This window comes from Mycobacterium sp. IS-1556, assembly GCF_001499985.1.
GTDB lineage: Bacteria > Actinomycetota > Actinomycetes > Mycobacteriales > Mycobacteriaceae > Mycobacterium.
The window spans coordinates 412,008-438,656 of sequence record NZ_LQIM01000012.1; the positions used below are offsets into that span (position 1 = coordinate 412,008).

A 26,649-nucleotide genomic window follows, 5' to 3' on the forward strand; every position below is an offset into this window, starting at 1 on the left:
CGTCTGTTCCCGCGAAAGACGGTCACCACTCGATGCCCTTCTGCCCCTTGCGGCCGACGTCCATCGGGTGCTTGACCTTCGTCATCTCGGTCACCAGATCCGCGGCGTCGAGCAGCGGCTGCGGCGCGTCGCGGCCGGTGATGACGACGTGCTGCGTGCCGGGCCGTGAGCGGATCGCCTCGATCACCTCGTCGACGTCGATCCAGCCCCACTTCAGCGGGTAGGTGAACTCGTCGAGCACATAGAAGTCGTGCCGTTCGTCGGCCAGCCGCCGCGCGATCTCGGCCCAGCCATCGGCCGCGGCGGCGGCGTGGTCGACCTCGTCGCCATGCTTGCGCGACCAGGACCAGCCGGACCCCATCTTGTGCCACTGCACCGGTCCGCCGACGCCGTGCTCGTCGTGCAGCCGCCCGAGCTCGCGAAAGGCCGCTTCTTCGCCCACCTTCCACTTGGCGCTCTTGACGAACTGGAACACCGCGATGTCGAAGCCCTGGTCCCACGCGCGCAGCGCCATGCCGAACGCCGCGGTCGACTTGCCCTTGCCCGCGCCGGTGTGCACGGCGAACAGCGGCGCGTTGCGGCGTGCGCGAGTGGTCAACCCGTCGTCGGGGACGGTGAGCGGCTGGCCCTGAGGCATACATCACTCCTTGGTCAGGCGGCGGTGCGGACCACGTCGGTGAGGCTGTCGGCCCGCAGCTCGGCCAGCCGCACCGCCGGGGCGCCCAACTGCTTGGCGAGCTCTTCGGCCAGCCCCAACCGCACATAGGACGTCTCGCAGTCCACCACCACCGCGGCGGCGCCCTCGGCGACCAACCGGGCGGCGGCCTCGCGCGCGCGGCCCAACGGGTCGGAGCCACCGGTGGCCCGGCCGTCGGTCAGCACGACCACCAGACTGCGCCGGGCGCGGTCGCGGGCCTTCTCGCGCACGACGAGGTCGCGGGCCGCCAACAGCCCCTGCGCCAGAGGCGTCCTGCCGCCGGTGTCGAATCGGGCCAGGCGCCGACTCGCGATGTGAACCGACGACGTCGGCGGCAGCAGCACCTGGGCGGCCTGCTGGCGGAAGGTGATGACGGCGACCTTGTCGCGCCGTTGGTAGGCGTCGCGCAGCAGCGACAGCGTCGCGCCGCCGACCGCGGACATCCGGTCCCGCGCGGCCATCGAACCCGACGCGTCGACGACGAAGATCACCAGGTTGCCTTCGCGCCCTTCCCGGATCGCCCGCCGCACATCGCCCGGCGCCGGCCGGGGCCGTCCCGGTCCACGCTGCCGCTCCACCGCCGCCAGCAGCGTGCCGAACACGTGCACACCGTGACCGGTCCCGTCGTCGCCGGTGGCCGAGATCGTCTTGCCGGTGCGGTTACGCGCCCGCGACCGTCGGCCGGGCGCTCCCTCGCCCACACCCGGTACCACCAGCGACCGGGTGCGAAAGACCGGCGACGGCGGGGCGCTCGGTCGTGACGCGTCGCCCGAAGTACGTTGTGGCCCTTGGCCATCCGAACCATTCTCCGATGAACCACCACCCGGCGGGTCGGGCTCGGGCTCGGGATCTCCGTCGGCGGCCTCGTCGGCCTGCGCCATCGCGTCGTCGAGTTGACCGGGGTCCAGACCGGGGTCGTCGAACGGGTCGCGGCGGCGGCGGTGCGGCAGCGCGAGTTCGGCGGCGACGCGGACGTCCTCCTCGGCCACCGTGTCGGCGCCGCGCCAGGCGGCATGCGCGACGGCGGTCCTGGCGACCACCAGGTCGGCGCGCATACCGTCGACGTCGAAGGCCGCACACAACGCGGCGATGCGCCGTAATTCGCTGTCGGGCAACGAAACCGAACCGACCGTGGCGCGGGCGGCCGCGACCCGGCGGGCCAGCTCGGCGTCGGCGTCGGCGTAGCTCTGCGTGAACCCGTCCGGGTCGGTTTCGTACGCCATCCGCTGGCGGATCACGTCGACGCGGACGTCGACCTCGCGGGACGCCCGCACGTCGACGGTCAACCCGAACCGGTCGAGCAGCTGCGGACGCAGTTCGCCCTCTTCGGGATTCATGGTGCCGATCAGGACGAACCGGGCGTCGTGGCTGTGCGACACCCCGTCGCGCTCGACGTGGACCCGGCCCATCGCCGCGGCATCGAGCAGCACGTCGACCAGATGGTCGTGCAGCAGGTTGACCTCGTCGACGTACAGCACGCCGCCGTGCGCGCGGGCCAGCAGGCCCGGGGAGAACGCGTGCTCACCGTCGCGCAGCACCTTCTGCAGATCCAGCGACCCGACGACCCGGTCCTCGGTGGCGCCGATCGGCAACTCGACGAGCGCGGCTCCGTCGACCGCCTCGAGCACTTTGGCCAGCCCCCGCACCGCGGTCGATTTCGCGGTGCCCTTCTCGCCGCGGATCAGCACCCCGCCGATGTCGGGACGGATCGCGCACAGCAGCAGCGCCAGCCGCAGGCGGTCGTGTCCGACAATCGCGCTGAACGGGTATGTCACGGCTTCAGCATAGGGACGTGCGGAATGCCGTCCTCGAGGAACTCCTCACCGTCGCGGACGAAGCCGAGGCGGGCGTACATGTCGGCCAGGTACGTCTGCGAGTCGATTCGGCAGGGGTAGTCGCCCACCTCGGCCAGCGCGGCCTGCAACAGCCGGGTGCTGTGCCCGTGGCCGCGGGCCTCCCGCTTGGTGCAGACTCGCCCGATGCGGAAGCCCTTCTGCCCGCCGGGGTGCTCCTCCATCAGCCGCAACGTCGAAATGACCTCGCCGGTGGGGGTTTCCAGCCAGAAATGCCGGGTCTCGGCCAGCAGGTCACGGCCGTCGAGTTCGGGGTACGGGGTGGCCTGCTCCACGACGAACACCTCGACCCGCAGCTTCAGCAGTTCGTAGAGCATCGCGGCGTCGAGGTCGCGCGACCAGCTGCGGCGCAGCGCAACCGTCATCCGGCGGCCACCGCCGAGGATTCGTCGAGCCGCAGCACGCGGGTCCCGTGCGACCACACTTCGTCGAACAGCGCCGGCTCCGAGGACAACTCGTGGCCCAGCGACGGCACCATCTCCCGCAGTTTCGGCAGCCACGCCTGGTAGCGCTGGGCGAAGCAGCGCTGCATCACGTCGAGCATCGCGGGAACCGCGGTCGACGCCCCGGGCGATGCGCCGAGCAGGCCGGCGATGGTGCCGTCGCCGGCAGCCAGTACGGTCGTGCCGAAGTCAAGCACGCCCTTGCCGCTCTTCCCGCAGATGACCTGCACCCGCTGTCCCGCGACATTGAGCTCCCAATCCGATTCCCTTGCGCTCGGGGCGAATTCGCGCAGCGCGTCGATCCGTTCGGCGTCCGACAGCATCAACTGACCGACAAGGTACTTCAGCAACCCGAACTGGGTGAGCCCGACGTTGACCAGCGACGCGACGTTGTTCAGTGTGACGGACTCCGGCAGATCGAAAACGTCGCCCTGTTTGAGGAACTTCGGGGACCAGCCCGCGAACGGCCCGAACAGCAACCACGCTCTGCCGTTGATCATGCGGGCGTCCAGATGCGGAACCGACATCGGCGGCGCACCCACCGGAGGCTGGCCGTAGACCTTGGCCCGATGCGCCGCGGTCAACCTCGATACGTCGGTGCGCAGGAATTTGCCACTGACCGGGAAGCCGCCGAAGCCCTTGGCCTCCTTCATGCCGGCTTTCTGCAGCAGGTTCAGCGCCCCGCCGCCCGCGCCGACGAAAACGAACTTGGATTTGAGCTTGCTGGTCCGACCGGTGCGCAGGTTTTCCACCTTCAACGTCCACGAGCCGTCGGACTCCTGGCGCAGGTCGCGCACCTCGTGCCCGAACCGTGTGGTCATACCGCGCTGAGCGACGAAGCCGATGAGTTGGCGCGACAGCGCACCGAAGTCGACGTCCGTGCCCTGCTGAGTCCAGTTCAGAGCCACCGGGTCGGAGAAGTCGCGCTTCTCGGCCATCAGCGGCAGCCGACGGGCGAACTCGTCCTCGTCGTCGATGAACTCCATCCCGGCGAACAGCGGATTGGTCACCAGCGCGTCGTAGCGGCGCCGTAGGTATTTCACATTCGCCGCGCCGTGCACGAAGCTCACGTGCGGAACGGGATTGAGGAAGCTGCGCGGATCGCTGATCAACCCGTTCTCCACGGCATAGGCCCAGAACTGGCGGGTCACCTGAAATTGTTCGTTGACGCGCACCGCTTTGGAGATGTCGATCGAACCGTCGGGCTTCTGTGGCGTGTAGTTGAGTTCGCACAGCGCCGAGTGGCCGGTACCCGCGTTGTTCCACGCATCGCTGCTTTCGGCGGCCGCCCCGTCGAGGCGCTCGATGAGCGTGATCGACAGATCCGGCTCCAGTATCCGCAGCATGGCACCCAGCGTGCCGCTCATGATGCCCGCCCCGACGAGCACGACATCGGTCGTCGGATGGTCCTCAGCCACTGTCAGCCCCCCAGACGCTGGACGCGGTTGTCCTTCGTGGTCGCGGTCATGGTCGGTCATCAGGTTAGCCCGCAGAGGGCCATCTCAACCCCCGCGCACGAAGTGGGACCGCTTCACCCGGGACGCTCGGCTGCGCCGACTATCGTTGCTGTCGTGCCCGACTGGAAGGCCGACGTACTGCCGGGCTACTGGCAACACACGATGGCCCTCGGCACAGACCCGGACGGCGAGGGTGAACTCGTCGCGACCGTGGTCCGCCGCGGTGAGCCCGATCCGTCGGCCACCCACGCGGTGCTGTTGGTGCACGGGTTCACCGACTACTTCTTCAACACCGAGCTCGCCGACCACTTCGCCGCGCGGGGATTCGCGTTCTACGCCGTCGACCTGCACAAATGTGGCCGCTCCTGGCGGGAGGGGCAGACCCCGCACTTCACCACCGACCTGACCCGCTACGACGTGGAACTCGAGCGGGCGCTCGACATCATCGCCTCGGTGTCACCGGCGCAGGTGTTGGTGTACGGGCACTCGGCCGGTGGCCTCATCGTGTCGCTGTGGCTGGACCGGTTGCGCAGCCGCGGGCTGACCGATCGCAAACGCATCGCCGGTCTGGTGCTCAACAGCCCGTGGCTCGATCTGCAGGGGCCGTCGATCCTGCGGGCCGCGCCGACCCGCGCCGCGCTGGGCGCGGTCTCGCGGTTTCGCAAACGGCTGGTGGTCCGCCCGCCGACGGAGGGCGGATACGGCACGACACTGCACCGCGACTACCACGGCGACTTCGACTACGACCTGCGGTGGAAGCCGGTCGGCGGCTTCCCGGTCACGACCGGCTGGATCCACGCCATCCGAAGGGGCCACGCGAAACTGCACCGCGGGCTCGACGTCGGCGTGCCCAACCTCATCCTGCGCTCGGACCGCAGCGTCCGTGAGGTCCGGGACCCCCGAAAAATAGATGAGATCCAGCGCGGCGACGCGGTGCTCGACGTCAGGCAGATCGCCCGGTGGGCCGGCTGCATCGGCAACCGGACCACCGTCGTGCCGATCGCCGACGCCAAGCACGACGTGTTCCTGTCGATGCCCGAACCGCGGCAGGCCGCCTACCACGAGCTGACCGGCTGGCTGGACTGGTATCTCGCCCACCGCTCCAACGCCACCACCCGTTCCCGAGGAGGCTGACCCATGACGCACTTCGACATCGCGATCATCGGAACCGGTTCCGGCAACACGATTCTCGACGAGCGATACGTCGACAAGAAGGTGGCGATCTGCGAGCAGGGCATCTTCGGCGGCACGTGCCTCAACGTCGGCTGCATCCCGACGAAGATGTTCGTCTACGCCGCCGGCGTCGCGCAGGACGTCCGGGAGGCGTCGCGGTACGGCGTCGATGCCCACGTCGACGCGGTGCGGTGGCCCGACATCGTCTCGCGGGTGTTCGGGCGGATCGACCCGATCGCGATGAGTGGGGAGAACTACCGCCGGTCCTCGCCCAACGTGCAGGTGTTCGCCAGCCACGCCAGGTTCCGGCCCACTCGCCCCGACGGCCGTTACGCACTGCGCACCGACGACGGTGAGGAGTTCACCGCCGACCAGGTGGTGATCGCCGCCGGTTCGCGAGCGGTGGTTCCCGACGCGGTCGCGGACTGCGGTGTGCCGTACCACACGAGCGACACGATCATGCGGATCGCCGATGTGCCCGAGCACCTCATCATCGTCGGCGGCGGGTACGTCGCCTGCGAGTTCGCCCACATCTTCTCCTCCCTGGGCAGCCACGTGACGCTGCTGATCCGCGGCAGCACGCTGCTGCGCGGCCACGACGACGACATCGCCATGCGTTTCACCGACATCGCCGCCAAGAAGTGGGAGGTGCGCAACCACCACGAACTGGCCGATGCCCGTGAGGTCGGCGGAGGCGTCGAGATCACCTGCACCGACGGCTCGAAGCTGCGCGGCGACACGCTGCTGGTCGCGACGGGCCGCGTTCCCAACGGCGACCTGCTCGACGCCGAGCACGCCGGTCTGAAAGTCACCGCGGGCGGACAGGTCGTCGTCGACGACTACCAACGCACCACGGCGCGCGGCGTTTTCGCGCTCGGCGACGTGTCGTCGGACTTTCAGCTCAAGCACGTCGCCAACCATGAAGCGCGCGTCGTCAAGCACAATCTGCTACAAGACTGGGACGACACGGATGCGCTGGTGGCGGCCAACCATCGCCATGTGCCGTCGGCGGTGTTCACCGACCCACAGATCGCCAGCGTGGGGCTGACCGAAAACCAAGCGCGTGCAAAGGGATTCCGGATCAAGGTCAAGATCCAGGACTACAGTGACGTCGCCTACGGCTGGGCGATGGAGGACACCACCGGCATCGCCAAGCTGATCGTCGACGACGACACCGGCCTGCTCCTGGGCGCACACATCATGGGCCATCAGGCGTCGTCGTTGATCCAGCCCATCATTCAGGCGATGGCCTTCGACCTGCCCGCCCAGGACATGGCGCGCGGGCAGTACTGGATTCATCCCGCGCTACCCGAGATCATCGAGAACGCGCTGCTGGCGCTCTGCGGGGAACCGCCGTGGCCGCCGTCCAAACGCCACTAGCGCGCCGGCACCTCGAAACCCCAGGGCAGCTCCAGGCGGTGTGCGGCAAGAAGTTCCGCATCGGCGAGGATGTCGCGGATCGGTCCGTCGGCCACAACTGTGCCGCGGTCCATCACCACCGCCCGCTCGCACAGTTGGGCGGCGTACGGCAGGTCGTGTGTGACGATCAGCATGGTCGCCTCGAGGCCCGACAGGGTTTCGGCCAGTTCGCGGCGCGCCACGGGATCGAGGTTCGCCGAGGGTTCGTCGAGCACGAGAATGTCGGGCGCACACGCCAGCACGGTCGCCAATGCCGCCCGGCGACGTTGGCCCGCCGACAGATGGGTGGGGCTGCGGTCGGCCTGTTCGGTGAGCGAAACGGTCTGCAACGCCTGCCGTACCCGCGCCGCCAGCTCGTCGCCGCGCAGCCCGAAGTTGGCGGGGCCGAACGCCACGTCCTGCGCGACGGTCGGCATGAACAGCTGATCATCGGGATCCTGGAAGACCAGCCCCACACGCCTGCGGATGTCGTGAATGGTCTTGCGCGTCAACACGGCATCACCGATCCGCACGGTGCCCGACGTCGCGGTGAGCACACCGTTCAGGTGAAGCATCAGCGTGGTCTTGCCGGCGCCGTTGGGACCCAGCACCGCGACGCGCTCTCCATGTGCGACGGCAAGGTCGACGCCGTCCAGTGCCACTTGGCCGTCCGGGTAGACGTGGCGCAGCGCCTCGATGCTGACGGCGTTCATCGCAGCACCCACGCCGTCGTGGCGATCGCCACCGCAGCGACGGCGGGTGTCATGGCGACCACCCATTGCGACGCGGCCGCCCGCGGCGGCGCCCCGATGACCGCCAGATCCGGTGCGCCGCCATCGAATCCGCGCGACAGCATCGCGACGTACACCCGCTCGCCACGTTCGTAGGAGCGCAGGAACAACGCCCCGATCCCCTTGGCGATCGCGCCCGCCTGATGCAGAACACGCGGCGAGTCGCCGCGCGAGACGCGTGCCATCCGCATGCGGCTGGCCTCGCCGGTGAGCAGATCGACGTAGCGGATCATCAGCACCAGGACCGAGGTCACCACGGCGGGCATTCCCAGCCTGCTCAACGCCATCGGCAACTCGGTCGTCGACGTGGTGGCCGCCACCGTCAGGGCCGCCGCCACCCCCAACGTGCCCTTGACGACGATACCCCACGCCGCCCAGAGTCCGGTCACCGAAAGCTGCAAGCCCGCCACGTCGACACGCTGGCCGCCGTCGGCGAACGGTAGGAGCACCGCCAGAACCAGGAACGGCGCCTCGATGAGCATTCGGGGCAGGATCCATCGCAGAGGGATGCGTGCGAGCCGCCAGACGACAACGACGATCGCGGCGTAGACGGCGAAGGGCCAGAACATCTCTCGCGGCGTCGCGACCACCGCGAGGACGAACACCAGCAGACAGACGATTTTGACCTCGGCGGGGGCACGGTGCACTGCGGAGTCGTCGTGCCGGTAGAGCGGATGGGCGCCCGCGCCCATGGCTAGCGCCGGCTCCCGCTGCCGTCGTCCGCTTTGCGGCTGCGGGCGATCAACCAGAACACCGAGCCCGCGACCACCACCGTCGCCAGCACCCCGATGATGCCGGCGACTCCACCGGTGCCGTCGCGCCCGGCGATGGCGTAGTCGGCCAACGGCGACGCCGCGAGGCTGTGTTCGTCGGCGTGCTGGGCGATGCACTCGCCGGTCAGCTCCTCGCCGTCGGCGGTCTCGACGATTTCGCAGCCCCGCAGGGTCGCCGAATCCAGCCCGTCGGGGCTGGAACTCGCGAAGTAGGACACCACACCGGCGATCAGGAGGGTGGCGACGGCGAACACCGTCCAGAACCGCCACCGTGCCCTCATGCCGCGACCTCCTGTCGGGTCCCGCGCAACAGGTACACCAGGTCGGGACGCGACCGCGCGACGGCCATCACGGTGACCGCGGTGATCAGCCCCTCCCCGACCCCGATCAGCGCATGAGTGCCGAACATGTATCCGCTGACGGCGCCCATCGACGTCGCCGCCGCGCCGCCGATCCCGTACTCGAGTACGAATCCCATTGCCGCGCAGATTGTTCCGATCAGCGCGGCGATGAAGGCGATGACGCCGAGCCCGCCCACCGGGACGTCACCTCGCCTGCGGGCGACCGCGTAGAGCAACACGGCCGTCGAATATCCGGCGGCCACCCCGATCACGGCCATGTTGGTGATGTTGGTGCCCAGCGCGGTGACCCCGCCGTCGGCGAACAGCAGCGCCTGCACCACCAGGACGATCGCGATGCACAGCGCCCCCGTGTACGGGCCGACCAGGATCGCGGCGAGGGCGCCGCCGAGCAGATGCCCGCTGACTCCCGGCAGGATCGGGAAGTTCACCATCTGCACCGCAAAGATGAACGCGGCGACCAACCCGGCCAGCGGCACCGTGCGTTCGTCCAGTTCGTTTCGCGCTTTGGCCGCGCAGAATGCGACGGCCACGACGGCGATGAGGCCGAAGATGACGGAGGTCGGCGCATTGACGATGCCGTCGCTCATGTGCATGGCGACGTACTGGTAAGCCACCCCGCAACCCTAGAACTTGGGTCGATACCTGTCTAGCTGAACAGATGTTCAGCTAGAGGGCTCAACGCTTGACTGCGGTCACCACCAGGTACTCGGCCTCCCACAACGCCCGGCTGTCGTCGCCGGTGTTCCACTTCTGCAGGAACGCCAGGAAGTCGGCGTCGAGGGCCTCGATCCGCTCGGGATCGTCCGCGTTGAACTTGTACGCCGCGATGGTCGGGCCGTAGTTGCGCTTCCAGTACTCGCGAAACTCGGCCGGAGTCGCGCAATGCTCCAGCCGCACGGTCTGTTTGCGCATGGTCGCCTCGGCGACGCGATCGCCCAGCAGCGCCCGGACATGATCCTCGTCGCCCCATAGGGGCGGCGGGCCCGCGCCAGGGGGTGGCGGCGGAGCGTACGGCTTCATCGTGGCGAAGAGGTTGCCGATGAATCCCTGTGGCGTCCAGTTGATCATCCCGATGGTTCCGCCGGGTCGGACGACGCGGAGCATCTCGTCGGCGGTGTCCTGATGGTGGGGCGCGAACATCGCACCGACACAGGACATCACGATGTCGAAACTGTCGTCGGCGAACGGCAACGCCTCCGCGTCGGCCTCCACCCACTCCACGTCGACTCCGTGTTCGGCGGCGATGCGGCGCCCGGCGTCGAACAACTCCGGGGTGAGGTCGCTTGCGGTGACGACCGCGCCGAGCTTCGCAGCGGGGATCGCCGCGTTTCCGGAACCGGCCGCGACGTCGAGCACCCGGTCGCCGGCTCGCACGCCGCAGGCCCGGACGAGTTCAGCCCCCAGGCTGGGGATCAGGTCCGCGGCCACGGCTGGATAGTCGCCGGACGCCCACAGTGCCCGATGCTTGGCTTTCAGTGCGCGATCGGCATCCTGATCCTTCGCGCCGGGTTTCGGCTGTGCCGTACTCACCATCCAAGGCAACCAGCCGATGGTGAGCCGCACGACCGCATTGACCAAATTTTCTTCGTTGATCCGTCACGCAGTGCCGCCCTTTCACGGTCGGCGGTCTCGCCATCGCGGTATCAGCTGTGGCGGGCGCCGATCCAGTGCAGCAGGTCGTGCACGGTCTGGTCCTGCAGGCGGTAGCTGACCGTCCGCCCGACCCGGGTGGACGAGACCCAGCCCTGCTGGCGCAGTACTCGCAGCGCCTGGGACACGGCGTTCTCCGACCGGCCGAGCGCGGCGGCGAGATCACCGACACAGATGCCCGGCGCACGGTGCAGCACCAGCAGGATCTCGAGGCGGTTCGGGTCGGAGAGCAGATCGAAGCGCACCGTCCAGTCGGTCGTGTCCACGTCGGCCAAGGCGGACGTCACATCCTTGGCTTCCGTTCGGCTACCGGACCGGACCATGGTGCGCAGTTTATCGAGGAAGCCGAGCGTAAGCGCCGAAGCGATCTTTTGCGCCGCCTACAGCGGGGTGACGTAGTGACCGCTGATGCCGCCGTCGACGAGGAACGCCGATGCGGTGACGAACGACGCGTCGTCGCTGGCGAGGAACGCCACCGCGGCCGCGATCTCGTCGGGTTCGGCGAACCGCCCGATCGGGATGTGCACCAACCGCCTCGCCGCCCGCTCCGGGTCCTTGGCGAACAACTCCTGCAGCAGTGGGGTGTTCACCGGTCCCGGACACAGCGCGTTGACCCGGATGCCCTGCCGCGCGTACTGCACCCCCAGCTCGCGCGACATCGCGAGCACGCCGCCCTTGGACGCGGTGTAGGAGATCTGCGAGGTGGCCGAACCCATCACCGCCACGAACGACGCGGTGTTGATGATCGAGCCCTTCTGCCGGGGCACCATGTGGCGCAGGGCGGCCTTGCAGCACAGGAACACCGATTTGAGGTTGACATCCTGCACCCGTTGCCAGGCGTCCAGCCCGGTGCGCTCGATGAGGTCGTCCTCCGGTGGGGAGATACCGGCGTTGTTGAACGCGACGTCGACGCGGCCGTGCGCTTCGGCGGCGGTGTCGAACAGCGTGTCGACCGCCGCGTCGTCGGAGACGTCCACCGGTACGAACGTGCCCTCCAGCTCGTCGGCCACCTTCTGGCCGGCTGTCGGGTCGACGTCGCCGACGACGATGGCGGCACCTTCGGCGCGCATGCGCCGCGCGGCCGCCAACCCGATTCCGCTGGCGCCGCCGGTCACCACGGCCACCTTGCCGGCAAGCCGCCGCGTCAGATCCATCAGGCCTCCCGCACCGCGAAGAAGACGTTCTTGGTCTCGGTGAACGACAGCGGCGCGTCGGGGCCGAGTTCGCGGCCCAGGCCGGACTGTTTGAAACCACCGAACGGCGTGTTGTAGCGCACCGACGCATGCGAGTTGACCGACAGGTTGCCGGATTCGATCGCGCGCGACACCCGCAGCGCCCGCGACAGGTTGTCGGTCCAGATCGACCCGGACAACCCGTAGGGAGTGTCGTTGGCAAGCGCGATCGCATCGGCCTCGTCGTCGAACGGCAACACGGTGACCACGGGCCCGAAGATCTCTTCGCGCACCGTGCGGTCGGTGCGTTGCGGCGTCAGCACGGTCGGCGGGAACCAGTACCCCGGGCCCGACGGCGCCGACCCGCGGAACGCGACGGGCGCGTCGTCGGGCACGAACGTCGCGACGGTGTTCCAGTGCGCCTTGGACACCAGGGGGCCCATCTCGGTGTCGTTGGCTCGCGGGTCCCCGACGACGACGCCCTTGACCGCGGGCTCGAACAGCTCCATGAAACGGTCGTAGACGCTGCGCTGCACCAGGATTCGGCTGCGGGCACAGCAGTCCTGGCCGGCGTTGTCGAACACGCCGTAGGGCGCGGTGGCGGCAGCCTGCTCCAGGTCGCAATCGTCGAACACGATGTTGGCGCTCTTGCCGCCCAGCTCGAGCGTGACACGCTTGACCTGACTGGCCGCGCCCGCCATCACCCTCGTGCCGACCTCGGTGGAGCCGGTGAACACGATCTTGCGCACGTCGGGGTGGCTGACGAACCGCTCGCCGACCACCGCACCCTTGCCGGGCAGCACCTGCAACAGGTCAGCGGGTAGGCCCGCATCGACGGCCAACTCCCCCAACCGGATCGTGGTGAGCGGTGTCCACTCGGCCGGTTTGACCAGAACCGCGTTTCCCGCGGCAAGTGCAGGCGCGAAACCCCAGGACGCGATCGTCATCGGGAAGTTCCACGGGGTGATGACGCCGACCACCCCGAGCGGCTCGTTGAACGTCACGTCGATTCCGCCGGCGACCGGAATCTGCTTGCCCGACAGGCGTTCCGGTGCGGCGGCGTAGAACTGCAGGACGTCGCGGACGTGGCCGGCCTCCCATGCGGCGTTGCCGATCGGATGTCCGGAGTTCGCGACTTCCAACGCTGCCAACTCGTCGACGTGCGCGTCCACCGTCGCGGCGAAGGCGCGCAGCGCGGCGGCCCGGTCGACGGGAGCTCGACGCGCCCAATCCCGTTGCGCCGCTTTCGCTCGCGCGACCGCATCGTCGACAGCAGCTTCGTCGGTCTGCTCGACGGTTTGCAGCAGCTCCTCGGTGGCCGGGTTGATGACCTCGGACGCGCTCACGCCTCTACCCTTTCTTGCGCATACGTGCTCGCGGCCTCGACGACCCCGGCGAACAACCGCAGGTCGTCGAGGCGCTCTTCGGGATGCCACTGCACCGCCAGCACCCAGCGATCCGGGACTTCGACCGCTTCGATGACGCCGTCGTCGTCGCGAGCGCTGATGACCAACCCGTTGCCGAGTTCGTCGATGGCCTGGTGGTGGTAGCACTGCGCGTCCGACGACTCGCCGATCAGCCCGGCCAGCCGGCTACCCGGCACGGTGCGCACCGTCGAGGTGGTGAACACCGCATTGCCCTGCTGATGACGGCTGTGGCCGATGACGTCGGGCAGGTGCTGGTGCAGCGTCCCGCCGAGCGCAACGTTGAGCACCTGGGCTCCGCGGCAGATGCCCAGCACCGGCATGGCGCGCCGCATCGCACCCCTTACCAGCGCAAACTCGAACTCGTCGCGGCGCCGGTTGTCGGCGACGTCCGCGTCGGTGGCCGGGTGCGGCTGCTGACCGTAGTGCGCGGGCACGACGTCGCGACCGCCGGTGAGAATGAGTCCGTCGATGCCGTCGAGCACCCGGTCGGCGATGTCGTCGTCAACCTGTTGCGGAGGAAGCAGCATCGAGACGCCTCCCGCCAATTCCACACCCTCGGAGTAGATCGCCGGCAGGAAGCTCGCCCGGACATCCCACACCCCGGTCTGCGCCTGCTGCAGATAGGTGGTCAACCCGAGCACGGGCCGCACCTCTTTTCCGCGAGCAGGGCCCACGCGTGAGCTGGGGAACGCAAAGTGTCCTTTTTTCGTCCCATTTCCGGGCACTTTCCGCTTGCTCGCCGGGGAACTAGAGCCGCTCAAAGCCGCGCATCCTCTCCCAGTCGGTGACGGCGGCGTTGAACGCGGCCAGCTCGACGCGGGCGTTGTTGAGGTAGTGCTCGACGACCTCATCGCCGAACGCTGCGCGGGCGACCTCGGACTTCGCGAACAACGCCGCCGCTTCGGCGAGCGTCGTCGGAAGCCGCTCGGCGCCACTGGTATACGCGTTGCCCTCGGTGGGCTCGGGCAGCTCGAGCTCCCGGTCGATGCCGTACAGCCCGCCGGCGATCAGCGCCGACACCGCGAGGTACTGGTTGACATCGCCGCCGGGCGCCCGGTTCTCCATCCGCATGCCGTGACCGTGGCCGACGACCCGCAGCGCGCAGGTCCGGTTGTCCATCCCCCACGCGATCGCGGTCGGGGCGAAACTGCTGTCGACAAACCGCTTGTAGGAGTTGATGTTCGGCGCGTAGAACAGCGTGAGCTCACGCAGCGTGGCCAACTGCCCGGCAATGAAGCTGCGCAACATCGGCGACATGCCCAGCGGATCGGCATCGTCGGCGAACACCGGGCTGTCGTCGTCGCCGCGCAACGAGATGTGGATGTGGCAGCTGTTGCCTTCTCGCGCATCGAATTTCGCCATGAATGTCAGGCTCTTGCCGTGCTGGTCGGCGATCTCCTTTGCGCCGTTCTTGTAGATCGCGTGGTTGTCGCAGGTGACCATCGCATGGTCGAAGCGGAACGCGATCTCTTGCTGGCCGAGGTTGCATTCACCCTTGACGCCTTCGCAGTACATGCCCGCGCCCGTCATGCCGAGCCGGATGTCGCGCAGCAGCGGCTCCATCCGGGTCGAGCCCAGCATCGCGTAGTCGACGTTGTAGTCCGAACCCGCCGTCAACCCCCGGTAGCCCTTCGCCCAGGCCTCGCGGAAGCCGTCGTCGAACACCATGAATTCGAGTTCGGTGCCGACGTAGGGCACCAGCCCGCATTCGGCCAGCCGATCGATCTGGCGCTTGAGGATGCTGCGCGGGGCCTGCTGGACCGGCGTGCCGTCGTGCCAGCCGAGATCGGCCATCACCATCGCCGTTCCGGGTAGCCACGGAATCAGCCGCAACGTCGAGAAGTCGGGCGTCATCACCATGTCGCCGTAACCGGTCTCCCAGCTCGACATCGAGTACCCGTCGACGGTGTTCATGTCGACGTCGACCGCCAGCAGGTAGTTGCAGCATTCGGCGCCGTGTTCGGCGATCTCCTCGACGAACAGCCGGCCCGACACCCGCTTGCCGGTCAGTCTGCCCTGCATGTCGCAGAACGCGACGATCACCGTGTCGATGTCCCCGGCGGCCACCAGGCGCTCGAGATCGGCCTGCGACAACATGCCCGATGTGACGCTCATCCGCTGCGGGGCCCTTCCTCAACGACCAGAGATGACGGCTAGTCAACCATTGGCGGTGGTTCGCTCCGACGTTCGCAGCGAACACTTCATACAATTGTCGCTCCCAACGATAGGAACCCAGCCCGTGACGGAAGCCCGAACGAAGCGGCTCGGCGAGGCCGTGATCGCCACCGGCGTGCTGCACGATGCGCTCGGCGGCTACCTCTACCGCAGGCAGCTCGCCGGAATGGCCCGGGACGGTCTGCTGAACTCGGCTTCTGACGCCCGGCTGGGCACCGTCGACGGTGAACGGCGCCACACCGCGTTCTGGTTCCTGATCGGCGGCCTGGCCTTCATCACCATGGGCGCGAGCATCCGCAGGTCGGGGGCGTCCGGCGAACCGATCGCACCTGCGCTCGGGCCCGGAATGGCGGCGATGGGCGCGATCGGCGCCGCGGTCATGCCCGTCTCGGGATTCTGGTTGTTGCTCGTAGAGGGGCTTGCCGCCATGGCCCTACGGCGCCACCAGCGCCAGTAGAGCCAAGTCACACCCGTCACGGGTTTCGCCAGCTTCCACAAGGGTAAAGTCCTTGGCGTGTGTGGAGCCACCGGCGAGGTGCGTCTCGACGGCCGGGTACCTGACGTCACAGCTGTGTCAGCCATGGCGGAGGCGATGGCGCCGCGGGGTCCGGACTCAGCGGGCGTGTGGTCGCAGGGCCGGGTCGCGCTGGGACACCGTCGCCTGAAGATCATCGATCTGTCCGAAGCCGGCGGTCAGCCGATGCTCGACTCCGAACTCGGCCTGGCGATCGCCTGGAACGGCTGCATTTACAACTACAAGCAGCTGCGCCGCGAGCTCAGCGAGCACGGCTACCGGTTCTTCTCCCACAGCGACACCGAGGTCCTGCTCAAGGCGTACCACCATTGGGGCGACCGGTTCGTCGACCGGCTCTACGGCATGTTCGCGTTCGCGATCGTCGAGCGCGACAGCGGCCGGGTCCTGCTCGGTCGCGACCGGCTGGGGATCAAACCGCTGTACTTCACCGAGAATCCGGCCCGGATCCGCTTCGCCTCGTCGCTGCCGGCGCTGCTGGCGGGCGGCGATGTCGACACCCGCATCGACCCCGTCGCCCTGCACCACTACATGACGTTCCACTCGGTGGTGCCCGCGCCGCGGACGATTCTGCGTGGGGTGACCAAGGTGCCCCCGGCGTCGCTGGTCGCGATCGAACCCGACGGCAGCCGCAGCACCCGCACTTACTGGGAACCGGACTTCACCCGGCGCGCGGACCGCGCCGACTGGTCCGAACGCGATTGGGAGGACGCCATTCTGGGCGCGCTGCGGGTCGCGGTCGACCGGCGCTTGGTCGCCGACGTTCCGGTCGGCTGCCTGCTCTCCGGCGGCGTGGACTCCAGCTTGATCGTCGGGCTGCTCGCCGAGGCCGGTCAGCACGGGCTGGCGACGTTCTCCATCGGCTTCGAATCGGTGGGCGGCGTCGCGGGCGACGAATTCAAGTACTCCGACATCATCGCCGAGCGCTTCGGCACCGACCATCACCAGATCCGCATCGGCACCGAGCGCATGCTGCCGGCGCTCGACGGCGCGATCGGCGCGATGAGCGAACCGATGGTCAGCCACGACTGCGTCGCGTTCTACCTGCTCAGCCAGGAGGTGGCCAAGCACGTCAAGGTGGTGCAATCCGGCCAGGGCGCCGACGAGGTGTTCGCCGGATACCACTGGTATCCACCGATGGCCGGTGCCGCCTCGCTCGACGAGTCGGTGGGGATCTACCGCGACGCGTTCTTCGACCGCGACCGGTCCGGCTACGAGGCGCTCATCTCGCCCACATTCGCCACACCCGACGACCCGAGCCTGCGCTTCGTCACCGAGAACTTCGCGCGGGCGGGCGCCGAGACCGGCATCGACCGTGCGCTGCGGCTCGACACCACCGTGATGCTCGTCGACGACCCGGTCAAGCGCGTCGACAACATGACCATGGCATGGGGCCTGGAGGGCCGGGTTCCGTTCCTCGACCACGAGCTCGTCGAGCTCGCCGCGACCTGTCCGCCCGAGCTGAAGATCGCCCACGAGGGCAAGGGCGTGCTGAAGCAGGCCGCCCGGCGGGTCATCCCGGCCGAGGTCATCGACCGGCCGAAGGGCTACTTCCCGGTGCCCGCGCTCACCCACCTGGAGGGCCCGTACCTGGATATGGTGCGCGACGCGCTCTACGCGCCCGCCGCCAAGGAACGCGACCTGTTCCGGCCCGCGGCGATCGACCGGCTGCTCGCCGACCCGAACGGTCGTCTCACGCCGCTGCGCGGCAACGAACTCTGGCAGCTCGCGCTGCTGGAACTGTGGCTGCAACGGCACGGGATCACGGGACCGGCGGCATGACGGCGACCGGTCCCGAGACCGACCAGACCGAAGCCATCACCCTCGGCCTTCACCACGCCTCGCCGCAGCACCTCGTCGACGCGATGGCCGACGATGTGGTCATCGAAATGGGCTGGGGCCGACTCATTTTCGGGCAGACGTTCGCCGACCCCCAGAAGCTCGCCGAGGTATTGCGCCACGAGGGCCCGGGCCGTCGCGACATCTGCATCTACGCCCGCGAACCCCATGTGCTGGTGTCGATGGCCCCCGCCGAACTGTTCATCGATCCGAGCCACACCTATCGGCTGAGGTTCACCGAAGACCATGAACCGGACCCGGCGCCGACCGGCTTCTCGGTGCGCGGCCTGCAGAGCGCCGAGGACGCCGACGAGATGAACCGCGTCTACGTGCGCTGCGGCATGGTGCCCGGGCCGGTCGAGGTGTTGTGGCAGAACCACCGGACGCAGGACGCGCTCGACTACCTGGTCGCGGTGCGTGACGACGACGGCACGGTGGTGGGCACCGTCACCGGCGTCGACCACAAACGGCTGTTCTCCGACCCGGAGAACGGCTCGAGCCTGTGGACCTTGGCCGTCGACCCGACCACCAGCCTGCCCGGCGTCGGCGCGTCGCTCACCCGCGCGCTGGCCACGCTCTACCGCGACCGCGGCCGGGCGTACATGGACCTGTCGGTGAGCCACGACAACGTGGCGGCGATCTCGCTGTACGAGAAACTCGGGTTCGAGCGCGTTCCGGTGATGGCCGTCAAGCGCAAGAACGCGATCAACGAACCACTGTTCACCCATCCACCCGAGACGATCGAGGACCTGAACCCGTATGCGCGGATCATCGCCGACGAGGCCATGCGCCGCGGCATCTGGGTTGAGGTGCTCGACGCGGGGGCCGGCGAGATGCGGCTGTCCCACGGGGGCCGCAGCGTCCTGACGCGGGAATCGTTGTCCGAGTACACGTCTGCGGTGGCGATGGCCCGCTGCGACGACAAGCGGTTGACGCGGCGCCTGGTGGCCGAGGCCGGCATCAAGGTGCCCACGGGCCGGTTGGCCACCTTCGACGAGAAGGACCACGAGTTCCTCGAGGAGGTCGGCGACGTCGTGGTCAAGCCGACCCGAGGCGAGCAGGGCAAGGGCATCACCGTCGGGGTCAGCGGCCCCAAGGAATTGGACGCCGCGCTGGCGCGCGCTCGCGAGGAACACCCCAACGTGCTCATCGAGCAGCGCGCCGAAGGTGACGACCTGCGCCTGGTGGTGATCGACGGCAAGGTGGTGGCCGCCGCGTTGCGCAGGCCGGCGGAGGTCGTCGGGACCGGGCACCACACCGTGCGCGAGCTCATCGAGGCGCAGAGCCGGCGACGGGCGGCGGCGACCGGGGGCGAGTCCCGCATTCCGATCGACGCGGTCACCGAGGCGACGGTCACCGAGGCGGGCTGGACCTTCGACGACGTGCTCCCCGAAGGGCAGCGGCTACGGGTGCGCCGGACCGCGAACCTGCACCAGGGCGGCACCATTCACGATGTGACGGCGAAGGTCGACCCTCATCTGTGCGAGGTCGCGGTCAAGGCGGCGCACGCGATCGGCATCCCGGTGACCGGCATCGACCTGCTGGTGCCCGATGTCGCCGAACCGGAGTACGTGTTCATCGAGGCCAACGAGCGACCGGGGCTGGCCAATCACGAACCACAGCCCACCGCAAAGGCTTTCGTCGATTTTCTGTTCCCGGGAAGCCCCGCGCTGCCGCAGGCCTGGACACCCGAAGAGGCGACCTGAGCTACCAGGTGCTGGTGCGCATCACGATCTCTGCGGCCAGCTGCGCCGTCGATTCGTGAGCGTTGCGCCTGCCCAGCAGGTCGACCATCCGATAGTCGCCGTACACGTACCGCTGGCTGGCCCGGGCGATCGCGCGGGCGGCGGGGGTGCTGACCAGCGCGGTGGTGTTCATCTCCACCGGCGGGCAGTGCTCGTCGCGGATGACGCCGGCGGCGTCGGCGACGCGCGGATGTCCGCGGTCGATGACGACCAGCCCGATGAACCGGTCGAGTCGGGTCGCGGCGAGTTCCCATGCCAGTTCCCCGCCGATGCGGTCGCCGACGAGCAGCGCCCATTTCACGTCGAGCGCGTCGAGGATGGCCACGACCGACTTGGCGGTCAGCCGCGGATCGGGAGGGACGACGACGGTGCGCAGCGACGCGGTGTGCAGCCGCTGACAGACCGCGTCGTAGGCGGCGGTCGACTGGTGCGCCGCGCCGAGCACCACCACGACAGAGCCCTTGTCGGGACCTGCGACATCGACGGGCACGCTGATTCCCTCAACGGTGACCGTGGTGGATGGCATTGGGACACGCTACAGCGGCCGCTGGGCCGCCGCGGTCGTTTCGCGGCAGGTGAACACTCCTGTCAGCCCGTGGGAACACGCTCGGCCTGCCGGGCCGCGATGTCCAGAAAGGTCTGCGGCAGCGCGGCTTTGACCGGAATGGTCGGATTCGGCACCGGAAACGCGATGCCGTAGACGGCCATGGTCCCGACGTTCTCGAACGAGAAGTAGACGCGGCTGTCGACGCCGCTCAGGCGCATCGTCTGCTCGTAGACGAGCGCGTCGCTGCGGGTGCTGTCCATCTTGGTCGTCGTCATCGGGATGCCGGGCGAGAACGGGTCGAAGAACGTCTGGAACTGTGCGCAGCGTTCCGCTGTGGCCGCCAACTTGTCGAGATCGAGATGCCACGTCAACACCGTCATCACGACACGGGTGCCGTCGTAGCCGACGACGTACTCGGCGGCGCTGCCCGGCCCCCGTTCGGCCGACTCGGCGATGACCCGGGTGAGCCCCTCCGAGCAGCCTGCGGGACGCGACAGCATGGCCGGCGGGGGTCCCGCGCCGTCGCCCCGCCCCGGCTCGCGGACGACGCGGTCGTATTGCACCCCCTGCGGGAAGTCGGCGGCGGTGAGCAATGTCCGATCCAACCGGGCGCCGGGCCACGTCGCGGTGCCGGCGATCTGATGGGCGCATCCGGTCAGCGTCACCGCTGCGAGGACGACCGCCGTCCCGTGTCGCCAGCTCATCGCCGTAATCCGGTCACGACGGTGGGCCTGGCCGGGGCGCCGTCGTCCAGCAGGGCAAGAATCGCGTCGATGTCGAGATGGCTGGTCAACAGGTCGGCCATCAGGTCGAGTTGGGCGTCGCGGCGAGCGCTGACGTCGACGTCGTCGGCGACGACGAATCCGGTGCGGCCCGCAGCGGCGGCGGCCTCGGCCAGCCACGCCCGGCGGACGGCGTCGTTGTCGAGCAGCCCGTGCCAGTGTGTGCCGTACACCGCGCCGCGGCGAAGACCGACTGGAATGCCCGAGCCAAGCCACTCGTCCTCAGCCGAGCGGCTGACCTGGCCGTGGTGAATCTCATAGCCCGACAACGGTTCTTGGTGGCGCCGCAGGGTCTTGGCGGCGGCGAAGACGATGTCCGCGTCGAGCAGGCCCAGGCCCGTCACGACGCCGGCCCGTGACTCCACCGGATCGTCGATGCGCGTGCAGAGCATCTGGAAGCCGCCGCATATGCCGAGCACGGGCCGGCCGCGGGCGACGTGTGCGTCCAGCGCTTCGGCCAGGCCACTGCGGCGCAGCCAGTCCAGGTCCGCGACGGTGGCCTTGCTGCCGGGGAGCAGGACCACGTCGGCGTCGGCGAGATCGGCGGGGTCGGTGACCCAGCGCACCAGCACGCCGGGTTCGCATGCCAGTGCCTCGACGTCGGTCGAGTTGGAGATGCGAGGCAGTCGGATCGCGGCCACTCGCAGCCACTCCCGCCCGCGCGGGGGCGGCGGTTCGCCGACCACGCGGTGCGCCACGACCGAGACGGAATCTTCGGTGTCGAGCCACAACCCGTCGGCATAGGGAATGACACCGTAGGTCGGTCGTCCGGACAGCTGCTGCAGTTGCGCCAGTCCGGGTGCCAGCAGCGACGGGTCGCCGCGAAACTTGTTGACGACGAACCCGGCGATGAGCTGTTGATCCTCCTCGTCCAGCACCGCGACGGTGCCGAACAGGTGGGCGAGCAACCCGCCGCGGTCGATGTCGCCGACCACGATCACCGGAATGCCCGCCGCACGTGCCAGCCCCATGTTCGCCAGATCGTTTGCGCGCAAATTGATCTCGGCAGGAGATCCGGCGCCCTCGCAGATGACGACGTCGAAATCGGAGCGCAGCTGAGCGAGTTCGTCGGCGACCACCGCGGCGAGCCGGTCGCGGTGGGTGAAGTAGTCCTTGGCGCTGACGGTGTCGACGACCTTGCCGCGCACGACTAGTTGGGAAGTGCGGTCGCTGCCCGGTTTGAGCAGGACCGGGTTGAAGCGCGAGTGCGGTGCGAGGCCCGCGGCGCGCGCCTGCATCGCCTGCGCGCGGCCGATTTCGCCGCCGTCGACGGTGACCGCGGAGTTGTTGGACATGTTCTGCGCCTTGAACGGCGCGACGCGAATACCCTTGCGGGCCAACAGCCGGCACAGCCCGGCGACCACCATCGACTTGCCGGCGTCCGACGTGGCGCCCGCGACCAGCAGCGCGCCGCCCGCCGATTGTGAAAATGGCGACGGAAATCCGCGTCTGGGCGTCGTCAGATTCACAATCGAGGCGCCCTAGTCGGCGACGGTGAGGATCTCGGCGCCGTCGTCGGTGACCACCAACGTGTGCTCGAACTGCGCGGTCCACTTCTTGTCCGTGGTGGCGACCGTCCAACCGTCGTCCCAGATCTCGTAGTCCAGCCCGCCGAGGTTGATCATCGGCTCGATGGTGAACGTCATACCCGGTTCCAGTACGGTCTCGACGGCGGGCTGGTCGTAGTGCAGCACGACCAGGCCGTTGTGGAAGGTGGTGCCGATGCCGTGCCCGGTGAAGTCGCGAACGACGTTGTAGCCGAACCGGTTCGCGTACGCCTCGATGACCCGGCCGACCACCGACAGCTGGCGGCCCGGTTTGACGGCCTTGATCGCGCGCATCGTCGCTTCATGTGTGCGCTCGACGAGCAGGCGATGCTCCTCGGACACGTCGCCGGCGAGGAACGTCGCGTTGGTGTCGCCGTGCACCCCGTCGATGTAGGCGGTCACGTCGATGTTGACGATGTCGCCGTCCTCGATGACGGTCGAGTCCGGGATGCCGTGGCAGATGATCTCGTTGAGCGAGGTGCAGCAGGACTTCGGATAACCCTTGTAGCCCAGCGTCGACGGGTAGGCACCGTGCTCGACCATGTAATCGTGGGCGATGCGGTCCAGTTCGTCGGTGGTGACACCGGGCGCGACGGCCTTACCGGCCGCGGCGAGCGCACCCGCCGCGATCCGGCCGGCGACCCGCATCTTCTCGATCACCTCCGGCGTCTGCACCCAGGGCTCGTCGCCCTCGCGCGCCGTCGACCTGCCGACGTATTCGGGCCGGGCGATCGAGCTGGGCACCGGCAGCGTGGGTGACACCACGCCGGGGCGAAGGGCGGTACGAACAGGCATGACGCCAAGGATAGCCACGAGAACGGCAATCTCCGTAGTGGAGAACAGTGCTAACGTATAGCTATGCTAAGCGAGTCGGTGCCGATGGAGGTCACACCAGGCCATCTGCTCGGTCGCCTGGGTATGCGGGATGTGGTGGAGACCGACGAGCGGCTCATCATCGAGATGGACAACCGGCCCGACCTGACGAACATCCGGGGGGCGCTGCAGGGCGGCTTGGTCGCGACGCTGATCGATATCGCCGCCGGCCGGCTGGCCGCCCGCCACGTGGGGTCGGACCAGAGCGTGACGACCACCGACCTCAACGTTCACTTCGTCGCGCCGATCGTCGTGGGGCCCGCACGGGCTGAGGCCACGATCGTGCGCGCCGGCAAGCGGCTGATCGTCACCGCCGTCGACGTCACCGATGTCGGCCGCGACCGGCTGGCGGCCCGGTCGACGTTGAGCTTCGCGGTGCTCGATCCCCGCTAGCGTTGCGCCATGACGATCGACGAAGTTGACGACGAGTTCGCCACCAGGTTCGCCGAACGGTTCGCCGATACCTGGCGCACCCCTGACATGGCGAAACACGAGGCGCTGTGGAGCGACGACATCGTGCTGGTGCAGCCGATGATGGGCCGGCTGCGCGGCAAGCGGGCCTGCCGGGCGTCGTTTCAGCGGTTGTTCGCACTGGTGCCCGATCTGCACGCCGACGTCCATCGCGTCGGTCATGGCCGCCACGAGGTGTTCATCGAGTTCACGCTGAGCGGAACCTACGGCGGCAAGCCGATCGCCTGGGATGCGGTCGACCGGTTCACGTTCACCAACGGCTTGATCGCCGAACGTGTTTCGTATTTCGACTCCGCGCCGCTGGCGGTGAAATTGGCGGGCCGTCCCGCCGGTTGGGGACAGCTGATCCGCACCGGAGCGGCGCTGTTCAGGCGTTAGCCACGCTTGAACCAGGATTTGCGCGGTCCTCGGATGTCCACCGAGCCGCAGACCACCTTGCCGGTCAGGATGACGTGCGGCGTGCCCTCGGCCGGCGCGTCCCGGCGATGGTCGTGCGCGCTGCCGACGGCGACCTCCACATCGTCGATCGAGGCGCTGGCGCCGTCGGGTAGCCGCAGTGCGAGGCCACCGAACTTCAGGTCGAGTTCGATGACGACCATGGGCCCGGCGAACCGCGCCCTCGTGAGGTCCAGATCCACCGAACCCATCCGCCTGTGCAGGGCGAGCCGGCTGGGCACGGTCCATTCGCCGTGCCGCTTGAGCGAGCCCAACACACCGCGCAACTCCACCCGGTCGGCTGCCGAGGTGACGATCGCACCGGGTCCCGGCAGGTCGCCGACGAGCGCGTCGAGGTCGGAGTGCAGCCGCGCGCTGGCCACCGCCGCCGAGCGCTCCTCGAACTCCTCGATGTCGATCAGGCCCAGTGCGACGGCGTTGTGCAGCCGCCGCAGTGTGCCGTTGCGGTCGGCGTCGGAGACGCGCATCGCGTCGTGCTTGTCGATGGTCATGGCCTTGTAGGAAACAGGCTACTCAGGCCAGATAGTCCGGCGGCAGCCCGTCGAGCATGCCCTTGACCATCCGCACGGCGTACTCCGAGGAGCCCCCACCGACGATCAGCGCGGCGAACGCCATGTCGCCGCGGTAGCCGGCGAACCAGGAGTGCGAACCGCCCGCGAACTCCGCCTCACCGGTTTTGCCCCGGACGTCGCCGGCACCCTGCAGACCCTCGGCGGTGCCGTTGGTCACCACCAGTCGCATCATCGGCCGCAGCCCGTCGAGGATCTTCTGGCTGATCGGCTCCGGCGCATCGTGCACCACCGTCTGCCTGCCCTGAATGAGTTGCGGCACGGGCGTTTTCCCGGCCGCGACGGTCGCCGCGGCCATCGCCATGCCGAACGGGCTGGCCAGCACCTTGCCCTGCCCGAAGCCGTCTTCGGTGCGCTCGGCGAGGTCGACCGTCGGCGGCACCGACCCGGTCACGGTGGTGAGCCCTTCGATCTCGTAGTCGGTGCCGATGCCGTACTTCGCCGCGGCTTTCGTCAGACCGCGCGGCGGCATCCGGCTGGCCAGTTCGGCGAACGTGGTGTTGCACGAACTGGCGAAGGCCCGCGACATCGGCACGGTGCCGAGGTCGAACCCGCCGTAGTTGGGCACCGTGCGGTGGCCGATGTCCATCGTGCCGGGGCACGGAAGCAACGTGTTCGGGGTGGCCATGTCGCGTTCGATGGCCGCCCCCGCGGTCACCATCTTGAACGTCGATCCCGGTGGATACAGGCCGTTGGTGGCGATCAGGCCCTCGGCGTCGGCCGACGCGTTCTGCGCCACCGCGAGGATCTCGCCGGTGGACGGTTTGACCACCACGATCATCGCCTTCTTGCCGGTGAAGTCGACCGCGTTCTGCGCGGCGTTCTGGACCGCGCGGTCGAGGGTGATCGTGATCGAGGGGGCGGGCTCACCCGGCACCTCGTTGAGCACGCCGACGTCGACACCGTTCTGGTTGACGCTGACCACCCGCCATCCCGCTTGTCCGTTGAGTTCGTCGACCACCGCGTTCTTGACCTCGCTGACGATCGCGGGCGCGAAACTTTCGTCGGTGGGCAGCATTTCGGCTTGCGGCGTGATCACCACACCGGGTCGCGTCCCGATCGCGGCGGCCACCCGGTCATGGTCGGACTTGCGCAGCGTGATCAGGTTCAGCGGCTGTTTCGACGAGCTGGCCTGCTCCGCGAGCCGCTGCGGGTCCAGCGTGTTGTCGAACGGCCGCAGTGCGTCGACGACGGCGCGCGCGGTCGGCATCAACTCCTCGCCTGCCGCGCCGGCATCCAACGCGTAGCTGTAGTGGTAGCCGGGCACCAGCACCTCGGTGCCACCACGCTCGATCACCGAGGCCCGCGGCGGTGGGTCCGCGCGCAACGCGAAGGTCTGATTCTCGCCGAGTCTCGGGTGCAGTCCGGTGGTGCTCCACCGAACCTCCCAGCGGCCCTCGTCGCGGACCATGTTCAGCTGTCCGTCATAGGTCCACGTGCGGTCCTTCGGCAGATGCCAGGTGTAGCGGTACGTGACGCTTCCCGTGTCCTCGGCGTACTTGGAGCCCAGGATCTGGCTGTCCAGGTGCGTGGCCTGCAATCCCGCCCACGCCTCGTTGAGCGCTTTGCGCGCCTCGGCGGGCCGGTCGCTGAGTTCGGCCGCGCTGGTGGTGTCGCCGGTGGCCAGCGCGGCGAAGAACTTCTCGGCGGCCGGTTCGGGTCCGGCGGGCCTGGGCGTACAGGCGCTGTTGAGGCTGACGACCACTCCTCCGACCGCCAGCAGGGCTGCGACACGTGTTGCTGTAGTTGCCATTGGGGCAGATGTTACGAACTCGAGACCTGCATTCGCGGGAGGCGCACCGGGATTTGCATCACCAGTCACACTCACCTACACCTTGCAGCGAAAGTCCGAGAAGTGACATGCAAAACGTCGATCGGTGTGCCAAGCGGTAGCCGTGTGACGAGCCCGTCGGCCGA

General features: G+C 68.7%; 27 protein-coding genes. 7 read left to right on the forward strand and 20 right to left on the reverse strand.

The features are described from left to right. Positions 1 to 22: 22 nt before the first annotated feature. The 4 genes from cobO to mqo are packed head-to-tail and all read right to left on the reverse strand — an operon-like array spanning position 23 to position 4,471. Positions 23 to 637, reverse strand: coding sequence for a cob(I)yrinic acid a,c-diamide adenosyltransferase (cobO, locus tag AU187_RS11410; protein WP_059099746.1), 615 nt, complete (start codon positions 635 to 637; stop codon positions 23 to 25). Between the two features lie 14 nt (positions 638 to 651). Further along, on the reverse strand, positions 652 to 2,472 hold the full coding sequence (locus AU187_RS11415; RefSeq protein ID WP_059099745.1) for a magnesium chelatase subunit D family protein: 1,821 nt from the start codon (positions 2,470 to 2,472) through the stop codon (positions 652 to 654). Next, positions 2,469 to 2,915, reverse strand: a complete 447-nt coding sequence (locus AU187_RS11420; RefSeq protein WP_059099744.1) for a GNAT family N-acetyltransferase — start codon at positions 2,913 to 2,915, stop codon at positions 2,469 to 2,471. The genes AU187_RS11415 and AU187_RS11420 overlap by 4 nt, the downstream gene beginning before the upstream one ends. Continuing rightward, positions 2,912 to 4,471 carry a malate dehydrogenase (quinone) gene (gene mqo, locus AU187_RS11425; RefSeq protein ID WP_082683901.1) on the reverse strand — a complete coding sequence of 520 codons (1,560 nt, stop codon included), beginning with the start codon at positions 4,469 to 4,471 and terminating at the stop codon, positions 2,912 to 2,914. The genes AU187_RS11420 and mqo overlap by 4 nt, the downstream gene beginning before the upstream one ends. A gap of 141 nt (positions 4,472 to 4,612) precedes the next feature. Between mqo and AU187_RS11430 the strand changes: the two genes are divergently transcribed. Both AU187_RS11430 and mtr read left to right on the forward strand, forming a co-directional pair. Then, a complete protein-coding gene (locus AU187_RS11430) occupies positions 4,613 to 5,584 on the forward strand; it encodes an alpha/beta hydrolase (protein WP_059100120.1) in 972 nt (323 codons plus the stop codon). Positions 5,585 to 5,587: 3 nt separating this feature from the next. Then, the gene (gene mtr, locus AU187_RS11435) at positions 5,588 to 7,003 is read left to right on the forward strand and encodes a mycothione reductase (protein ID WP_059099742.1); all 1,416 of its coding nucleotides are present in this window, start codon (positions 5,588 to 5,590) and stop codon (positions 7,001 to 7,003) included. Here mtr and AU187_RS11440 read toward each other — a convergent pair. From AU187_RS11440 to AU187_RS11485, 10 genes are all read right to left on the reverse strand, one after another. Further along, on the reverse strand, positions 7,000 to 7,734 hold the full coding sequence (locus AU187_RS11440) for an energy-coupling factor ABC transporter ATP-binding protein (protein WP_059099741.1): 735 nt from the start codon (positions 7,732 to 7,734) through the stop codon (positions 7,000 to 7,002). The two genes, mtr and AU187_RS11440, sit on opposite strands and share 4 nt — an antisense overlap. Beyond that, the gene (gene cbiQ / locus AU187_RS11445) at positions 7,731 to 8,504 is read right to left on the reverse strand and encodes a cobalt ECF transporter T component CbiQ (RefSeq protein WP_059099740.1); all 774 of its coding nucleotides are present in this window, start codon (positions 8,502 to 8,504) and stop codon (positions 7,731 to 7,733) included. The genes AU187_RS11440 and cbiQ overlap by 4 nt, the downstream gene beginning before the upstream one ends. 2 nt (positions 8,505 to 8,506) lie before the next feature. Further along, complete coding sequence (locus AU187_RS11450; RefSeq protein ID WP_059099739.1) at positions 8,507 to 8,866, reverse strand: PDGLE domain-containing protein; 360 nt, start codon at positions 8,864 to 8,866, stop codon at positions 8,507 to 8,509. Further along, positions 8,863 to 9,540 (reverse strand): energy-coupling factor ABC transporter permease, encoded by a 678-nt coding sequence (locus AU187_RS11455; protein ID WP_059100119.1) that lies wholly within the window; start codon positions 9,538 to 9,540, stop codon positions 8,863 to 8,865. The genes AU187_RS11450 and AU187_RS11455 overlap by 4 nt, the downstream gene beginning before the upstream one ends. A gap of 82 nt (positions 9,541 to 9,622) precedes the next feature. Then, positions 9,623 to 10,480, reverse strand: coding sequence for a class I SAM-dependent methyltransferase (locus tag AU187_RS11460; RefSeq protein WP_059100118.1), 858 nt, complete (start codon positions 10,478 to 10,480; stop codon positions 9,623 to 9,625). A 110-nt stretch (positions 10,481 to 10,590) separates the two neighbouring features. Then, on the reverse strand, positions 10,591 to 10,920 hold the full coding sequence (locus AU187_RS11465) for an ArsR/SmtB family transcription factor (protein WP_059166691.1): 330 nt from the start codon (positions 10,918 to 10,920) through the stop codon (positions 10,591 to 10,593). A 57-nt stretch (positions 10,921 to 10,977) separates the two neighbouring features. Continuing rightward, entirely contained in the window at positions 10,978 to 11,754 is a 777-nt protein-coding gene (locus AU187_RS11470) for a 3-oxoacyl-ACP reductase (RefSeq protein WP_172800235.1), read from the reverse strand. Next, complete coding sequence (locus AU187_RS11475; protein WP_059099736.1) at positions 11,751 to 13,115, reverse strand: aldehyde dehydrogenase family protein; 1,365 nt, start codon at positions 13,113 to 13,115, stop codon at positions 11,751 to 11,753. Before AU187_RS11475 ends, AU187_RS11470 begins: the two co-directional genes overlap by 4 nt. Further along, positions 13,112 to 13,837, reverse strand: coding sequence for a gamma-glutamyl-gamma-aminobutyrate hydrolase family protein (locus AU187_RS11480; RefSeq protein WP_286131903.1), 726 nt, complete (start codon positions 13,835 to 13,837; stop codon positions 13,112 to 13,114). The genes AU187_RS11475 and AU187_RS11480 overlap by 4 nt, the downstream gene beginning before the upstream one ends. A gap of 106 nt (positions 13,838 to 13,943) precedes the next feature. Next, positions 13,944 to 15,311 (reverse strand): glutamine synthetase family protein, encoded by a 1,368-nt coding sequence (locus AU187_RS11485; protein ID WP_059099735.1) that lies wholly within the window; start codon positions 15,309 to 15,311, stop codon positions 13,944 to 13,946. Positions 15,312 to 15,435: 124 nt separating this feature from the next. Between AU187_RS11485 and AU187_RS11490 the strand changes: the two genes are divergently transcribed. Genes AU187_RS11490 through ngg form a run of 3 tightly spaced genes read left to right on the forward strand, consistent with a single transcriptional unit; the run spans position 15,436 to position 19,448 of the window. After that, positions 15,436 to 15,828, forward strand: coding sequence for a DUF6463 family protein (locus tag AU187_RS11490; protein WP_059099734.1), 393 nt, complete (start codon positions 15,436 to 15,438; stop codon positions 15,826 to 15,828). Between the two features lie 57 nt (positions 15,829 to 15,885). Beyond that, positions 15,886 to 17,685, forward strand: a complete 1,800-nt coding sequence (locus tag AU187_RS11495; RefSeq protein WP_059099733.1) for an N-acetylglutaminylglutamine amidotransferase — start codon at positions 15,886 to 15,888, stop codon at positions 17,683 to 17,685. Continuing rightward, positions 17,682 to 19,448 (forward strand): N-acetylglutaminylglutamine synthetase, encoded by a 1,767-nt coding sequence (gene ngg / locus AU187_RS11500; protein ID WP_059100116.1) that lies wholly within the window; start codon positions 17,682 to 17,684, stop codon positions 19,446 to 19,448. The genes AU187_RS11495 and ngg overlap by 4 nt, the downstream gene beginning before the upstream one ends. A 1-nt stretch (position 19,449) precedes the next feature. Here the strand turns inward: ngg and AU187_RS11505 are convergent, their stop codons facing one another. The 4 genes from AU187_RS11505 to map form a co-directional block, all read right to left on the reverse strand. Continuing rightward, entirely contained in the window at positions 19,450 to 20,013 is a 564-nt protein-coding gene (locus AU187_RS11505; protein ID WP_059099732.1) for an alpha/beta fold hydrolase, read from the reverse strand. Positions 20,014 to 20,075: 62 nt separating this feature from the next. Beyond that, a complete protein-coding gene (locus tag AU187_RS11510; protein ID WP_059099731.1) occupies positions 20,076 to 20,738 on the reverse strand; it encodes a hypothetical protein in 663 nt (220 codons plus the stop codon). Then, positions 20,735 to 22,279: a cobyric acid synthase gene (locus tag AU187_RS11515; RefSeq protein WP_286131907.1), complete on the reverse strand. Its 1,545-nt coding sequence runs from the start codon at positions 22,277 to 22,279 to the stop codon at positions 20,735 to 20,737. Before AU187_RS11515 ends, AU187_RS11510 begins: the two co-directional genes overlap by 4 nt. Positions 22,280 to 22,297: 18 nt before the next feature. After that, the gene (gene map / locus AU187_RS11520) at positions 22,298 to 23,158 is read right to left on the reverse strand and encodes a type I methionyl aminopeptidase (protein ID WP_059099730.1); all 861 of its coding nucleotides are present in this window, start codon (positions 23,156 to 23,158) and stop codon (positions 22,298 to 22,300) included. Positions 23,159 to 23,242: 84 nt separating this feature from the next. Here map and AU187_RS11525 point away from each other — a divergent pair, with 84 nt between their 5' ends. Together AU187_RS11525 and AU187_RS11530 are read left to right on the forward strand one after the other, a co-directional pair. Then, a complete protein-coding gene (locus AU187_RS11525; RefSeq protein WP_059099729.1) occupies positions 23,243 to 23,629 on the forward strand; it encodes a PaaI family thioesterase in 387 nt (128 codons plus the stop codon). Between the two features lie 9 nt (positions 23,630 to 23,638). Further along, positions 23,639 to 24,085: a nuclear transport factor 2 family protein gene (locus AU187_RS11530; protein WP_059099728.1), complete on the forward strand. Its 447-nt coding sequence runs from the start codon at positions 23,639 to 23,641 to the stop codon at positions 24,083 to 24,085. On the opposite strand, the gene AU187_RS11535 is transcribed toward AU187_RS11530, so the two are convergent. Together AU187_RS11535 and AU187_RS11540 are read right to left on the reverse strand one after the other, a co-directional pair. After that, entirely contained in the window at positions 24,082 to 24,654 is a 573-nt protein-coding gene (locus AU187_RS11535) for a DUF1707 SHOCT-like domain-containing protein (RefSeq protein ID WP_059099727.1), read from the reverse strand. The genes AU187_RS11530 and AU187_RS11535 overlap by 4 nt on opposite strands. A gap of 22 nt (positions 24,655 to 24,676) precedes the next feature. After that, positions 24,677 to 26,485 (reverse strand): penicillin-binding transpeptidase domain-containing protein, encoded by a 1,809-nt coding sequence (locus tag AU187_RS11540; RefSeq protein WP_059166692.1) that lies wholly within the window; start codon positions 26,483 to 26,485, stop codon positions 24,677 to 24,679. Between the last annotated feature and the right edge of the window lie 164 nt (positions 26,486 to 26,649).

What these genes read in the sequence shown, in the direction of transcription:
- AU187_RS11530 (WP_059099728.1), top strand. Translation starts at nt 23,639, where the DNA reads ATGACGATCGACGAAGTTGACGACGAGTTCGCCACCAGGTTCGCCGAA.
- AU187_RS11455 (WP_059100119.1), bottom strand. Translation starts at nt 9,540, where the DNA reads ATGCACATGAGCGACGGCATCGTCAATGCGCCGACCTCCGTCATCTTC.
- cbiQ (WP_059099740.1), bottom strand. Translation starts at nt 8,504, where the DNA reads ATGGGCGCGGGCGCCCATCCGCTCTACCGGCACGACGACTCCGCAGTG.
- AU187_RS11525 (WP_059099729.1), top strand. Translation starts at nt 23,243, where the DNA reads ATGGAGGTCACACCAGGCCATCTGCTCGGTCGCCTGGGTATGCGGGAT.
- AU187_RS11440 (WP_059099741.1), bottom strand. Translation starts at nt 7,734, where the DNA reads ATGAACGCCGTCAGCATCGAGGCGCTGCGCCACGTCTACCCGGACGGC.
- AU187_RS11540 (WP_059166692.1), bottom strand. Translation starts at nt 26,485, where the DNA reads ATGGCAACTACAGCAACACGTGTCGCAGCCCTGCTGGCGGTCGGAGGA.
- AU187_RS11460 (WP_059100118.1), bottom strand. Translation starts at nt 10,480, where the DNA reads ATGGTGAGTACGGCACAGCCGAAACCCGGCGCGAAGGATCAGGATGCC.
- AU187_RS11535 (WP_059099727.1), bottom strand. Translation starts at nt 24,654, where the DNA reads ATGACCATCGACAAGCACGACGCGATGCGCGTCTCCGACGCCGACCGC.
- ngg (WP_059100116.1), top strand. Translation starts at nt 17,682, where the DNA reads ATGACGGCGACCGGTCCCGAGACCGACCAGACCGAAGCCATCACCCTC.
- cobO (WP_059099746.1), bottom strand. Translation starts at nt 637, where the DNA reads ATGCCTCAGGGCCAGCCGCTCACCGTCCCCGACGACGGGTTGACCACT.
- AU187_RS11450 (WP_059099739.1), bottom strand. Translation starts at nt 8,866, where the DNA reads ATGAGGGCACGGTGGCGGTTCTGGACGGTGTTCGCCGTCGCCACCCTC.
- mqo (WP_082683901.1), bottom strand. Translation starts at nt 4,471, where the DNA reads ATGACCGACCATGACCGCGACCACGAAGGACAACCGCGTCCAGCGTCT.
- AU187_RS11465 (WP_059166691.1), bottom strand. Translation starts at nt 10,920, where the DNA reads ATGGTCCGGTCCGGTAGCCGAACGGAAGCCAAGGATGTGACGTCCGCC.
- AU187_RS11485 (WP_059099735.1), bottom strand. Translation starts at nt 15,311, where the DNA reads ATGAGCGTCACATCGGGCATGTTGTCGCAGGCCGATCTCGAGCGCCTG.
- AU187_RS11510 (WP_059099731.1), bottom strand. Translation starts at nt 20,738, where the DNA reads ATGAGCTGGCGACACGGGACGGCGGTCGTCCTCGCAGCGGTGACGCTG.
- AU187_RS11430 (WP_059100120.1), top strand. Translation starts at nt 4,613, where the DNA reads ATGGCCCTCGGCACAGACCCGGACGGCGAGGGTGAACTCGTCGCGACC.
- AU187_RS11505 (WP_059099732.1), bottom strand. Translation starts at nt 20,013, where the DNA reads ATGCCATCCACCACGGTCACCGTTGAGGGAATCAGCGTGCCCGTCGAT.
- map (WP_059099730.1), bottom strand. Translation starts at nt 23,158, where the DNA reads ATGCCTGTTCGTACCGCCCTTCGCCCCGGCGTGGTGTCACCCACGCTG.
- mtr (WP_059099742.1), top strand. Translation starts at nt 5,588, where the DNA reads ATGACGCACTTCGACATCGCGATCATCGGAACCGGTTCCGGCAACACG.
- AU187_RS11420 (WP_059099744.1), bottom strand. Translation starts at nt 2,915, where the DNA reads ATGACGGTTGCGCTGCGCCGCAGCTGGTCGCGCGACCTCGACGCCGCG.